This is a genomic window from Streptomyces sp. NPDC032472 (assembly GCF_040636955.1).
Classification (GTDB): domain Bacteria; phylum Actinomycetota; class Actinomycetes; order Streptomycetales; family Streptomycetaceae; genus Streptomyces.
Genome location: NZ_JBEZVK010000052.1, coordinates 33,080 through 45,683, shown reverse-complemented (window position 1 = coordinate 45,683; position 12,604 = coordinate 33,080). Strand labels below are relative to the sequence as shown.

The window sequence follows — 12,604 nt, the reverse complement described above, 5'->3', positions numbered from 1 at the left end:
TAGGGAGCGCCCTTGAGGGCCCGCCCCGTCCCGTGCTGACACTGGACTGGCGGACCGCCCCCGGCCACCTCCCTGATCCTGGTGCAGGAGATCCCTGCCCTTCCTGTCACGGCCGCCGGTCCTCCGACCCCGCCCGAGCCCAAGCCCCCGCCCTACTCCCCCTCCCCAACTCCTTGACACCCCCCAGATACTGACCCTCATGGGAAAGCTTCACGACCGGATAGACACCCGCCTCCGTGCGTTCATCGAAGAGCAGCCGATCTTCTTCACCGCGACCGCCCCCCTCGCGGCGGACGGTCACATCAACCTGTCCCCCAAGGGCCGCAAGGGGACCCTCGTCGTCATCGACGAGGAGACCCTCGCCTACCTCGACTTCGGCGGGAGCGGCGCGGAAACGATCGCGCACGTCCGTGAGAACGGCCGGATCACCCTCATGTGGTGCGCGTTCACCGGTCCGCCCAACATCGTCCGCATCCACGGCGAGGCCGAGGCCGTCTTCCGCGACGACCCGCGCTGGGCCGAGCTCATCGGACTGTTCACCGAGGCGGACGGGCCCGGGGCGCGGGCCGTCATCGTCGTGCACGCGAAGCGGATCGCCGACGTGTGCGGGTACGCCGTCCCCTTCATGGAGTACCAGGGCGAACGCACCCTCCACGCGGAGTTCCTCGGCCGCAAGACGGACGAGGAGTTCGCCGAGTACTGCGAGAAGAAGGACTTCATCGGGGTGAGTGTCGACGGCCTGCCTGCGCTGCCTCTGCCCCTCCCTCCGCGTACCGTCTGACATGTGCTGCTGCGTACCGCTCTCGTCACCGGCTCACTGATCGTCACCAGCCTGCTCCCGCACTGGTCTGCGCCGCCGTCCCCGTCCTCGTCCTCGTCCTTGCCCCTGCCCCCGTCCCTTCCGGCGCTTCTCGCCGACACGGGCGGCGGGAGCCAGCTGATCACCGCCGTCGCGCCCGCGCCCGGCTCCACCACGGGGCGGGTGACCTGGTGGGAGAACTGGGCGGGCCAGTGGTACGAGAAGGGCAGCGCCGAAGCCCGCTTCGGCGCGAAGGGCCTGACGGAGGGGTCGACCCGCGTCCAGGGCACGAACACCACGCCGGCCGGCCTCTTCGAGCTCCCGTACGCCTTCGGGATCCGCCGCGCCCCCGTCGGTACGCACTACGACTACCGCCGGGTGACGAAGGAGTCCTGGTGGTGCCAGGACAACGCGTCGGCGAGCTACAACCGCTGGGTGGAGCCCCTGCCCGCGGACTGCGCGCCGGGCGAGTCCGAGCACCTGGTGACGTACGGGACGCAGTACGCGCACGCCCTGGTCATCGCCTTCAACTACGACCAGCCGGTACGCGGCCGTGGCGCGGGCATCTTCCTGCACGTCAACGGCAAGGGGGCGACGGCCGGGTGCGTCTCGGTCCCGCAGGACGCGATGCGCGAGATCCTCCGCTGGGCCGACCCCCGCCTCCACCCCCACATCGCCATCGGCACGACCGAGGGCGACCTGGCCATCACCCGCTACTGACCTTCGCAGACCCGCCTTCCCCGCCCCTCCCCGGGTGCGATCATCCCTGAGGGAGCACCGGGGAGGTACGGGAGATGGACCACACGCGCAAGGCCCTGCTGATCGGGGTCGGTACGACTCCCGAGGCCGGCGGCCACTTCGCCTCGCTGGAGAAGCCGGTCGCCGCCGACCTGCGGGCGCTGGCCTCCTCGCTGCGCGCGTCCGAGTACGAGGTGGAGGTGCTGCAGGAGGCGACCCGCAGGGACATCACCTCCCGGATATCCGCGGCCGCGCAGGAGGTCCCCGAGGGCGGCACGCTGCTGGTGCACTTCACCGGGCACGGCGTCCGCATCGCGGACGTGGACTACCTCGTCCCGCACGACGCCGCCGCCCCGGTGGGCTCGGGTGGCCGCGCAGACGAGGACAGTGGCGGCGACGGCTGGAGCCGACCGCACGTCGTCGAGAGCCTCGTGCCCGCCGACATCAGCCGCTACCTCGACGGCTGCCGCGCGGCCACCGTCCTGTGGACCGTCGACGCCTGCCGCTCCCCGATGTCCGGCGACGCGGCGGCCTGGCTGGGGAGCCGGATCGTCGCCGGTCCCCCGGCGGGGCGGTTCGCCCTGATGACGGGCTGCGCGGCCGGCCAGGTCAGCGGCCACACCGAGGAGGGCAGCTTCTTCAGCCTCGGCCTCGCCGAGGCGTTACGGCCCTTGACCTCGGCGCGGACGGTGGCGGAGGTGTTCGCCGCCGCGGCCGCCTGGACCGCCAAGGCGGCCCGTTCCCACGGCCTGGTCCAGCAGCCCACGGTGCGCTACGGGAACGACCTGGCCCCGGAGACCGCTGCGACCGTCATCTGCTCGGGCCGGCACCTGCTCGAGTCCTGGCGGGCGGCGGCCCGCGACTGCCCGCTGTGGGACCTGGTTCCGGCGGCGCAGAGCACCGACCGCGACCGGTTCCGGGCCGTGGTGGAGCAGCTGCTCGACGACAGTGCCCGTACGGTCGACCAGGCGCAGCGGCGGCTGCCGGACCCCTGGGCGGACGACGATTTCCCGGTGCGGCTGCTGGGCCGCGTACTCCCGCTGCTGCTGCCCGAAGGGGCGGCCCTGTCGGCGGTCGAGGCGGCGGTGCTGGTGGCGGCGCCGTTCCTGCACGAGGCGGCCTGGGCGAACCGGCTGAGCGCGGCCCGGGAGAGCCGCCCGCTGCGGGTGTCCGTGCAGGAGGAGGGCGACGCGCGGCGGCGGCACTACGAGCAGGTGGCGGAGAGCCACCGGCACATCGCGCGGAAGGTCACCGACAGCCTGGTCCGCGGCTCCGACGCCGATGCGCGCAACGTCTCGCTGTGGCTGGTGCACCGGTGGATCACCGAGCAGTTCGAGACGGACGAGCACGCCATCGCGCCCGGGTTCGTGGAGCCGTTCGCCGCGGCCCTGCTGGGCGATCCGCAGACGGGTGGCGCCCGGGTCGGCGAGCTCGCCGACGCCGTGCAGGAGATCGCCTCGGCCGTGTTGCTGGGCCCGCCCCTGGAGGAGACCGGTCGGCGGGAGGTACGCGTGCGGCTCGGGCCGGGGCCGGGTTCGCAGTCGGTCCGGGTGCGCCCGCTGGCCGTACTGCTCCACCTCGCGGCGGTCCTCTCGCTCGACGTCCGCGCCCTGCCGGACGTGGTCGCCGAGCACCTGGCGGTGCCGGACGGGGTGCTGCCGCAGGATGTCGTGGCCGCCCTGCACGATGCCGGCTGGTACCGGGAGGACGAGGCGCTGCACCTGGACGCCGTCTGCCCGCATCCGGCGATCCATGCCGCCCTCGCGGGGGCCGTGGAGCGCGCCGACGAGCTGGCCTGCGCGGTCGCGGAGGCCGCGCAGCGGCTGCCGGCGGCGGACGCGGAGCTGCTGGCGGGGGTGCCGGCGCGCGTCACCGACCGCCGGCTGCGGCCGCTGGAGTCGCGGCTCGGCCGGCGCGCGTACGACGTGCCGCTGCTGCGGTTCCAGCTGGCGCAGACGGAGGTGCGGGAGCTGCTGATGGGCGAGCGGCTGTACGACGGCAGGCCGGAGCTGGCGCTGCGCGAGCTGTACCAGAACGCGATGGACGCCTGCCGGTACCGGGCCATGCGGTGGCGGTACCTGCGGGGACGGGGGCAGGAGCCGCGCGCGTGGGAGGGCCGGATCTCGTTCGTGCAGGGCGAGGACGAACGGGGGCGCTACGTCGAGTGCCGGGACACCGGAGTCGGCATGGGCGTGGAGCAGCTGAAGAGCACGTTCACGAAGGCGGGCCGCCGCTTCGAGCAGTCCCGGGCCTTCCGGCGGGAGCAGGAGGCGTGGCTGCGGCACGACCGCTCGCTGCGGCTGTACCCGAACAGCCGGTTCGGGATCGGGGTGTTCAGCTACTTCATGCTGGCCGACGAGATGACGATCGTCACCCGGCCGGTGGGCCCGGACGGCACAGTGGCGCCCAAGGCCCTGCTGGTGCACATCTCCAGCAGCGGCAGCCTGTTCCGCATCCAGGAGTACGACGAGCCGGGCGAGGACGCGCTGCCGGACGGGGGGACACGGGTCCGGCTGCATCTGCGGGACTCTGTGGCGGGTCTGTCGTGCGTGAGCGTGTTGAAGTCGTGGGTGCTGATCAGCGAGTTCGCGTTGACCGCCGAGGACATCCCGGGACTTTCGCACACGTGGAAGCCCGGCAAGCTGACCGGTGTGGCGGGTGGAAAGTCGGCTGTGGAGGCCGTGACGGGCACCCTGTGGTGGGTGGAGGGCAAGGGCGCCGTGGTCTGCGACGGGGTGCGCACCGGCACTGAGCCCTTCGGATACGTGCTCAACCTGACGGGGGCTCATGCCGGGAAGCTGAGCGTGAGCCGTACCAAGCTCCAGAGCTACGACCACGGCTGGGAAGCGCAAACGTGGCAGCAGGGAGCCCCGGCCCTGGAGTCCTGGCAGGGACTGGCCATGGACTGGCTGTGGAGGATCGAGAAGGAGAGTCTGGAGTGCGCCGAGCTTCTGTGGCGGTTCCTGAGGGGCAGGAAGCTCCAACTACCGGTCCGGCCCGACTCGGAACGGAGTGAACTGGTCTCCTTGGACCAGGTCGGCTACTTCACGCTCGATTCCTCGGTGGGCGAACGGCCGGTGAGCCACGACAGGGGTGGACTGGTCGGCCCGTGGCGCGCGGCCGCCCTGGGACATCGGGGACGTGGGATGTGGGCGCGGAAGGCCCCGCCGGCTTCGATCGCCGGACACCCGGTTCCCGCTCCGGGGTGGAGCGTCCTGCCTTCGGCCGAAGTCGGAGACTGGCGGGTCCTGCTCAATACGGCGTTCGAACAGGGCAAACCCGTCTCCGAGATCATCCGCGTCGTGCGTGCACTGCGCATCACCAGCCCGGCCTTCGCCGCTCCGCCGGACAGCGCGCTCACGGATCCCGACTGGGTTCCCGACCTACGTGACCGCAGCATCACACAAGGCCTGGCCGGTATGGGCGCCAGGTCCCACGGCAGCAGCCACGATGTGCAGTGGTACCCGCATGCGCCCGATGACTTGCGCGGCCTGGCGCGCGTCTCCGCCAACACACGGGTAGCCCTGGGCGAGCTGGTGGAGCGGTGCCGGCGCTACGCCGGCATCCTGCCCGTGCCTCTGCCGGCCGTGCCGGCGCACCATGGCGAGCACACCTGTACGGCCATGGAGCTCGTCACGTTGTACACCCCGGACTTCCAAGGCTCCTGGAGGCCGCTCACCTGGCCGTGGGAAGTGGCGCGCGTCGCCGAAAGGATGAAGGTCGACCTCCACGAAGTAGCGGACACCCTCACGCGTTTCGCCTGGCTCGGCTGGCCGGCCTACAGCGCCGACACCGTCAGCCGGTGGCTCGGGCTGCCGCACGAACTGCGCTCTTTCCTCATCCGCTTCACGCACCACGACGCAGAAGGTCGGCTGGCCCTGGCCTGGGCGGCGACCCTGTGCTTCGCCCAGGAGCACGGGGTTCCGCTCGGCGAGGCCGAGGACTACCTCGCCGCCGCGACCGAGCTGGTCGGGCTGACCTTCGAACGGCGCCATGCCTTGGACTCCGGAGCCGACGGGCTGGTCCCGGATCAGGTGACCGGCTCGTTCGCCGCGATCGCACACGCCGAGGGCCTCAGGTTGGAGGACGGCATCAGCCTCCGCGATCTCGCCTCTGCCCGTCCCGACGAGACCTCCGGGATCGAGTTGGCGCAGGTCATGGACGAGCTGCGCACTGCCGGAGTGAAGGTCAGCGAAGGCGACGAGCTCGTCGGGGCCTGGGACACGATGCGCCGGGGTGATAAGCAGGTGTTCACCGGCCGGGACCTGTCCTGGCCGGGAGCCGACTATCCGGTGCTGCCGACGGCGGACGTGCTCTTCGCGGCGGCGGTGGAAATGGAGGAGTCGCTCGGCACCACCTGGAAGACCGCCCGGCGTCTGGCCGCCTCCCTGGGCCTGCGGGTTCCGCCGCTGCCCAAGCCCCTGGCCGAGGCCGCTCCGGGGCCCGACGAGCGCCGGGCGCTCATCGACCCCGGCTTCGCCGACGACTCGGACGGCGAGTGGCAGGAGCCTCCCTGCTGGATGCCGCTCACTGCCGTGGGCCTGATCGAGTACGCCCGGGAGCGCTACCTGCCTCCGGCAGAGGCCTATCTGCGGCTCAGTCCCTTCCGCGCCCTGGGAGCCCTCGTCCCGGTCCTCGACGCAGCTGCGCTCGATGCCCTCCCCGACTCCGTGCCATACGTACAGGACGCGGTCGCCCTGGGCGAGGACCACCGGGTCTCGGACCCCAGCGGTCCCCGCGTCCCCCTCGACGTCGTCAGTGCCGCCGGGCGGCTCGGGGAGCCGGTCAGTACCACCTGGCGGCGCATCGCCCCGTACGTGCCGCTCGACCCCGGCCCCGCGGCCGTGATCGACTCCGTGCCGGACGTGCTGCCGCTGTGGCAGGACCTGATCGTGCTGTCCGTGCACTGCGACGGGCTGCTGCCCGCCCTGCACGGCACGGTGGGCGCCGAGCAGCTCGCGGTCGCCGCCCGGGCGGTGGGCGAGGACGCGGCCTGGGTCCGGGAGCGGCTGGCCCTCTACGCGGAGATGTTCGGGCTGAAACTTCCCGACCCGACGCAGGAAGCAGCGAGCGATGACTGACCCCGCCCCGCACGACGTGTCCCTCGCCTACGCCGAGACCTCTCTCGGTGACGTGGCTGCCGGCGGGTTCACCACCACCCCCGACCCGGGCGGCAACTCCACCACCCTGAGCGGTACGTGCCCCCGCTGCGCCGGTGCGACCGTCACGGTGTACCGCTACGGCATGCCCGGGCTCGGGACCAAGGGGCTCCGCAGCTGGCTCGGCGGGGCCAGGAGCCGGTCTGCCGAGTCCGAGGGGCCCCTGCGCTCCGAGGTGCACTTCTGTGAGTGCGGGCATGCCCATCCCGGGCTGCCCGCCGAGGCCGTGTTCATCGGCTGCGGGGCGAGTTGGCGGATCGGGGCCGCCCCGTGAGCGGCAGCGGCCGTTCCGATCGCCGTTGGGCCGAGCTGGCGCGGGAGTTGGAGTTCCAGCAGATCGGGCCGCTGCGTCGGCAGGCCGAGGGGTGGCGTACCGGGCTCACGGGCCTGACCGGGCTGTTGGCCGTGTTGACCGTGGTCAAGGGGCCGGACTCCCTGGCGGGTGCCGGGCCGGCCGTGCGGGTGGGCGCGACGGTGATGGTGGTGGCGGCGTACGTGCTGTTGCTGGCGGGGCTGCTGCTCGCGGCGCGCGCGGCGCACGGGCGGCCCGGCGAGGACATCCTGCTGGCGGGGCAGGCGCTGCGCCGCTGGACCGAGCGGGAGGTCGTACGGGTCACCCGGTCGCTGCGCTGGGCGGCGGTGTGCTGTGTGGCCGGGGTGGCGCTGGCGGCCGGGGCCCTGGTGGTGCTGTGGACCCTGTCGGAGCCGCCGGCCCGGAATCTGGTGCGGGTGACCACCGATACGGCGGAGGTCTGCGGGGAGCTGGTACGGGTCGGGCCGCAGGAGGTGGTGGTCACGGCCGGCAAGGGGGCGGTGAAGACCCGCCATGCGCTGCCGGTGGGACGGCTGGTGAGTGCCGTGCCCGTACAGGCCTGCGAGTGACCGGCTACGGGTAGCCGGTCCGGGCAGCGCGATCCGTGATCCGTTGATCCGTGATCCGTGGATCCCGCTGCCCGGCCTGCCGTCGCCCGGATCCGTCAGGTTTCCTTCTGGGCCAGCCGCAGGAGGTGGTCGGCCAGGGCCTGGCCGCCCTTGGGGTCGCGGCTGATCAGCATCAGGGTGTCGTCGCCGGCGATGGTGCCGAGGACCGCGTGCAGTTCGGCCTGGTCGATGGCGGAGGCGAGGAACTGGGCCGCGCCCGGCGGGGTGCGCAGGACGACGAGGTTCGCGGAGGCCTCCGCCGAGATCAGCAGTTCGCCGGAGAGGCGCCGCATGCGCTCCTCCTTGGCGGACTCGCCCAGCGGGGCCTGCGGGGTGCGGAAGCCGCCCTCGCTGGGCACCGCGTAGATGAGTTCGCCGCCGGTGTTGCGGATCTTCACCGCGCCGAGCTCGTCGAGGTCGCGGGAGAGCGTCGCCTGGGTGACGCTCAGCCCGTCGTCGGCGAGCAGCTTGGCCAGCTGGCTCTGGGAGCGGACCGGCTGCCGGTTGAGGATGTCCACGATCCGGCGGTGGCGGGCGGTGCGGGTCTGGGGAACGGCGGGTCCGCCCCCGGGTTCCGCCGCCTGGGGGGACCCCCAGCGCTCGTTGTCCTGCGCCTGGCTCATCGTCTTCTCATTCCCCGGTTCGTCCGTCCCCGTTGGCTGCGTCGAGGATGCCTGGCAGCGCCTGGACGAACGCGTCCGCCTCGGCCTCGGTGAGCACGTACGGGGGCATCAGCCGTACGACGTCGGGGGCGGGCGCGTTGACCAGGAAGCCGGCGTCCTGGGCCGCCTGCTGCACCTGCGGTGCGTGCGGCCCGGTCAGCACGATACCCAGGAGAAGGCCCTCCCCACGGACATGGGAGACCAGAGGGTGCCCGGTGGCCTCGATTCCGGAGCGCAGCCGCTCGCCGCGCGCCTTGACGCGGTCGAGCAGGCCGTCGGCGGCGATGGTGTCGATGACGGCGAGTCCGGCGGCGCAGGCGACGGGGTTGCCGCCGAAGGTGGTGCCGTGCTGGCCGGGCCGGAGGAGGTCGGCGGCGGGGCCGAAGGCGGCCACGGCGCCGATCGGCAGGCCACCGCCGAGGCCCTTCGCGAGCGTGACGAGGTCGGGGTCGACGCCCTCGTGGGCCTGGTGCTCGAACCAGTGGCCGCACCGCCCGATGCCGGTCTGGACCTCGTCCAGGACCAGGAGGGTGCCGGTGGCCCGAGTGATCTCGCGGGCGGCCTTGAGGTAACCGGCGGGCGGGACGACGACGCCGTTCTCGCCCTGGATCGGCTCGATGACGACGAGGGCGGTCTCCTCGGTGACGGCGGCGCGCAGGGCGTCGGCGTCGCCGTACGGGACGTGCGTGACGTCGCCGGGCAGCGGGAGGAAGGGGGCCTGCTTCTTGGGCTGGCCGGTGAGGGCGAGGGCGCCCATGGTGCGGCCGTGGAAGCCGCCGTCGGTGGCGACCATGTGGGTCCGCCCGGTCAGCCGGCCGATCTTGAAGGCGGCCTCGACGGCCTCGGCTCCGGAGTTGCAGAAGAAAATCCGGCCGGGGCGGCCGAAGAGCTGCAGCAGCCGCTCGCCGAGGGCGAGGACGGGCTCGGAGGCGTAGAGGTTGGAGACGTGGCCGAGGGTGGAGATCTGGCCGGTCACGGCGGCGACGATCGCGGGGTGGGCGTGGCCGAGGGCGTTGACGGCGATGCCGCCGACGAAGTCGGTGTACTGCTTGCCGTCGGCGTCCCAGACCTGGGCGCCTTCGCCGCGTACGAGGGCCACCGCGGGCGTGCCGTAGTTGTCGGTCAGTGCGCCCTGCCAGCGGGCCGCGTACGTCTCGTTTCCGGTGGTGCCGTACGTACCGGTGTCGGTGTCGGTCACTGCTGTTCCCCTCCCTGTGCGTCGGGCACGACCATCGTGCCGATGCCCTCGTCCGTGAAGATCTCCAGCAGGATCGAGTGCGGGACGCGCCCGTCGATCACGCGGGCGGTGCTGACGCCGCCGCGGACGGCGTGCAGGCAGCCCTGCATCTTGGGCACCATGCCGCTGGACAGCTCGGGCAGCAGCTTCTCCAGCTCGCTGACCGTGAGGCGGCTGATGACCTCGTCGCTGTTCGGCCAGTCCGCGTACAGGCCCTCGACGTCGGTGAGGACCATCAGCGTCTCGGCGCCGAGGGCTGCGGCCAGCGCCGCTGCGGCGGTGTCGGCGTTGACGTTGTAGACGTGTCCGTCGTCGGCGCTGCGGGCGATGGAGGAGATGACGGGGATCCGGCCGTCCGCCATCAGGGCCTCGATGGCTCCGGTGTCGATGGCGGTGATCTCGCCCACCCGGCCGATGTCGACGAGCTCGCCGTCGATCTGCGGGGTGTGCTTGGTGGCGGTGATGGTGTGGGCGTCCTCGCCGGTCAGGCCGACGGCGAGCGGCCCGTGCTGGTTGAGCAGACCGACCAGCTCGCGCTGGACCTGGCCCGCCAGGACCATGCGTACGACGTCCATGGCTTCCGGGGTGGTGACCCGCAGGCCGGCCTTGAACTCGCTGACCAGGCCCTGCTTGTCGAGCTGGGCGTTGATCTGGGGGCCGCCGCCGTGGACCACGACCGGCTTGAGGCCGGCCTGGCGCAGGAAGACGACGTCCTGGGCGAAGGCGGCCTTGAGGGCGTCGTCGACCATGGCGTTGCCGCCGAACTTGATGACGACGGTCTTGCCGTTGTGCCGTGTGAGCCAGGGCAGGGCCTCGATGAGGATCTGCGCCTTGGGCAGGGCGGTGTGCTTGCGGGCGGGGGTGTGGTCGCTCATGACGCGTACGCGCTGTTCTCGTGGACGTATTCGGCGGTCAGGTCGTTGGCCCAGATCACGGCGGACTCGGTGCCGCTGGCCAGGTCTGCGGTGATGCGGACCTCGCGGTCCTTCATGGAGACCAGGTCGCGGTCCTCGCCGACGGCGCCGTTCTTGCAGACCCAGACGCCGTTGATGGCGACGTTGAGCCGGTCCGGGTCGAAGGCGGCCCGGGTGGTGCCGATGGCGGAGAGGACCCGGCCCCAGTTGGGGTCCTCGCCGTGGATCGCGCACTTGAGGAGGTTGTTGCGGGCGATGGACCGGCCGACCTCGACCGCGTCCTGCTCGGTGGCTGCGCCGATGACCTCGATGCGGATGTCCTTGGTGGAGCCCTCGGCGTCGCCGATCAGCTGCCGGGCGAGGTCCTCGCAGACGGTGCGGACGGCCTCGGCGAAGGCCTCGTACGACGGGACCAGTCCGGAGGCGCCGGAGGCGAGCAGCAGCACGGTGTCGTTGGTGGACATGCAGCCGTCGGAGTCGACGCGGTCGAAGGTGGTGCGGGTGGCGGAGCGCAGCGCCTTGTCGAGGGTGGCGCTGTCGAGGTCGGCGTCGGTGGTGAGGACGACGAGCATGGTGGCGAGGCCGGGGGCGAGCATGCCGGCGCCCTTGGCCATGCCGCCGACGGTCCAGCCGTCCTGGCTGGCCGTGGCGGTCTTGTGGACGGTGTCGGTGGTCTTGATGGCGATGGCGGCGGCCTCGCCGCCGTCCTCGCTGAGCGCGGCGACGGCGGTGTCGACGCCGGGCAGCAGCTTGTCCATGGGGAGCAGGACGCCGATCAGGCCGGTGGAGGCGACGGCGACCTCGCCGGCGTTGTGCTCGCCGCCGAGGGCCTCGGCGACCTTCTCGGCGGTGGCGTGGGTGTCCTGGAAGCCGCGGGGGCCGGTGCAGGCGTTGGCGCCGCCGGAGTTGAGGACGACCGCGCTCACGGCGCCGCCGCGCAGGACCTGCTCGGACCACAGGACGGGTGCGGCCTTGACGCGGTTGGAGGTGAAGACGCCCGCTGCGGCCAGGCGGGGCCCGTTGTTGACCACGAGGGCCAGGTCCGGGTTGCCGTTGTCCTTGATTCCCGCGGCGATGCCCGCCGCGGTGAATCCCTGTGCTGCCGTGACACTCACGGTGCGACTCCGATCGAGGAAAGACCCAGGCTCTCCGGGAGACCCAGGGCGATGTTCATGCTCTGCACCGCGCCGCCGGCGGTGCCCTTGGTGAGGTTGTCGATGGCGCTGATCGCGATGATCCGCTGCGCCGCCTCGTCGTGGGCGACCTGGATCTGAACGGCGTTGGAACCGTGGACGGATGCGGTCGCGGGCCACTGGCCCTCGGGCAGGACGTGGACGAACGGCTCGTCCGCGTACGCCTTTTCGTACGCGGCGCGCACCGCCTCCGCGGTGGTGCCGGGCAGGGCCTTGGCCGAGCAGGTGGCGAGGATGCCGCGCGGCATGGGGACCAGGGTCGGGGTGAAGGAGACGCAGACGCGCTGCCCGGCGATCGGCGAGAGGTTCTGGACCATCTCGGGGGTGTGCCGGTGCACGCCGCCCACCCCGTACGGGCTGACGTTCCCCATGACCTCGGAGCCGAGCAGGTGGGGCTTGAGGGCCTTGCCTGCGCCGGAGGTGCCGGTGGCGGCGACGATGACGGCCTCGGGCTCGGCGAGCCGGGCCGCGTACGCCGGGTAGAGCGCGAGCGAGACCGCGGTGGGGAAGCACCCGGGGACCGCGATGCGCTTGGACCCCTCCAGCGCGGCGCGGCCTCCGGGCAGCTCGGGCAGCCCGTAGGGCCAGGTGCCGGCGTGGGGGGCGCCGTAGAACGCGTCCCAGTCGGCGGAGTCCTTCAGCCGGTGGTCGGCGCCCATGTCGACGACGAGGACCTCGTCGCCGAGTTCGGCGGCGACGGCCGCGGACTGCCCGTGGGGCAGGGCGAGGAAGACGACGTCGTGGCCGGCGAGGGCCTCGGGCGTCGTCGCCTCCAGGGTCCGGCCGGCGAGCGGCAGGAGGTGCGGCTGGAGGGAGCCGAGGAGCTGTCCGGCGTTGGAGTGCCCGGTCAGCGCGCCGATCTCCACTTCGGGGTGGGCCAGGAGCAGGCGCAGGAGTTCTCCGCCTGCGTATCCGCTCGCTCCGGCCACCGCTACACGTACCACCATCGGACCCTCCTCTTCGATGGCATGACTATACGTA

The 12,604-nt window shown here is 72.5% G+C and carries 10 protein-coding genes; 5 read left to right on the top strand and 5 right to left on the bottom strand.

The genetic code is table 11. The features are described 5' to 3' along the window. Window positions 1-199 precede the first annotated feature (199 nt). The 5 genes from AB0F11_RS28175 (at window position 200) to AB0F11_RS28155 (ending at window position 7,578) form a co-directional block, all read left to right on the top strand. Complete coding sequence (locus AB0F11_RS28175) at window positions 200-781, top strand: pyridoxamine 5'-phosphate oxidase family protein (RefSeq protein WP_362179350.1); 582 nt, start codon at window positions 200-202, stop codon at window positions 779-781. Window positions 782-832: 51 nt separating this feature from the next. Then, entirely contained in the window at window positions 833-1,519 is a 687-nt protein-coding gene (locus tag AB0F11_RS28170) for a L,D-transpeptidase family protein (RefSeq protein ID WP_362179353.1), read from the top strand. A gap of 74 nt (window positions 1,520-1,593) precedes the next feature. Next, the gene (locus tag AB0F11_RS28165; protein ID WP_362179348.1) at window positions 1,594-6,618 is read left to right on the top strand and encodes a caspase family protein; all 5,025 of its coding nucleotides are present in this window, start codon (window positions 1,594-1,596) and stop codon (window positions 6,616-6,618) included. Next, window positions 6,611-6,970 (top strand): hypothetical protein, encoded by a 360-nt coding sequence (locus AB0F11_RS28160; RefSeq protein WP_362179346.1) that lies wholly within the window; start codon window positions 6,611-6,613, stop codon window positions 6,968-6,970. The genes AB0F11_RS28165 and AB0F11_RS28160 overlap by 8 nt, the downstream gene beginning before the upstream one ends. After that, window positions 6,967-7,578, top strand: a complete 612-nt coding sequence (locus AB0F11_RS28155; protein WP_362179343.1) for a hypothetical protein — start codon at window positions 6,967-6,969, stop codon at window positions 7,576-7,578. The genes AB0F11_RS28160 and AB0F11_RS28155 overlap by 4 nt, the downstream gene beginning before the upstream one ends. 95 nt (window positions 7,579-7,673) lie before the next feature. Here AB0F11_RS28155 and AB0F11_RS28150 read toward each other — a convergent pair whose 3' ends face one another. Genes AB0F11_RS28150 through argC form a run of 5 tightly spaced genes read right to left on the bottom strand, consistent with a single transcriptional unit; the run spans window position 7,674 to window position 12,570 of the window. After that, window positions 7,674-8,240, bottom strand: coding sequence for an arginine repressor (locus AB0F11_RS28150; RefSeq protein ID WP_362179340.1), 567 nt, complete (start codon window positions 8,238-8,240; stop codon window positions 7,674-7,676). 7 nt (window positions 8,241-8,247) lie between these two features. Then, window positions 8,248-9,477 (bottom strand): acetylornithine transaminase, encoded by a 1,230-nt coding sequence (locus tag AB0F11_RS28145; RefSeq protein WP_362179338.1) that lies wholly within the window; start codon window positions 9,475-9,477, stop codon window positions 8,248-8,250. Beyond that, window positions 9,474-10,391, bottom strand: a complete 918-nt coding sequence (gene argB, locus AB0F11_RS28140; protein WP_362179336.1) for an acetylglutamate kinase — start codon at window positions 10,389-10,391, stop codon at window positions 9,474-9,476. Before argB ends, AB0F11_RS28145 begins: the two co-directional genes overlap by 4 nt. Then, the gene (gene argJ / locus AB0F11_RS28135) at window positions 10,388-11,545 is read right to left on the bottom strand and encodes a bifunctional glutamate N-acetyltransferase/amino-acid acetyltransferase ArgJ (RefSeq protein WP_362179334.1); all 1,158 of its coding nucleotides are present in this window, start codon (window positions 11,543-11,545) and stop codon (window positions 10,388-10,390) included. The genes argB and argJ overlap by 4 nt, the downstream gene beginning before the upstream one ends. After that, window positions 11,542-12,570: an N-acetyl-gamma-glutamyl-phosphate reductase gene (argC, locus tag AB0F11_RS28130; RefSeq protein WP_362179331.1), complete on the bottom strand. Its 1,029-nt coding sequence runs from the start codon at window positions 12,568-12,570 to the stop codon at window positions 11,542-11,544. Before argC ends, argJ begins: the two co-directional genes overlap by 4 nt. Window positions 12,571-12,604: the final 34 nt, after the last annotated feature.

Excerpts from the sequence above, each read along its gene's own strand:
- AB0F11_RS28175 (WP_362179350.1), top strand. The coding sequence starts at position 200 with ATGGGAAAGCTTCACGACCGGATAGACACCCGCCTCCGTGCGTTCATC.
- AB0F11_RS28165 (WP_362179348.1), top strand. The coding sequence starts at position 1,594 with ATGGACCACACGCGCAAGGCCCTGCTGATCGGGGTCGGTACGACTCCC.
- AB0F11_RS28160 (WP_362179346.1), top strand. The coding sequence starts at position 6,611 with ATGACTGACCCCGCCCCGCACGACGTGTCCCTCGCCTACGCCGAGACC.
- AB0F11_RS28150 (WP_362179340.1), bottom strand. The coding sequence starts at position 8,240 with ATGAGCCAGGCGCAGGACAACGAGCGCTGGGGGTCCCCCCAGGCGGCG.
- argB (WP_362179336.1), bottom strand. The coding sequence starts at position 10,391 with ATGAGCGACCACACCCCCGCCCGCAAGCACACCGCCCTGCCCAAGGCG.
- argC (WP_362179331.1), bottom strand. The coding sequence starts at position 12,570 with ATGGTGGTACGTGTAGCGGTGGCCGGAGCGAGCGGATACGCAGGCGGA.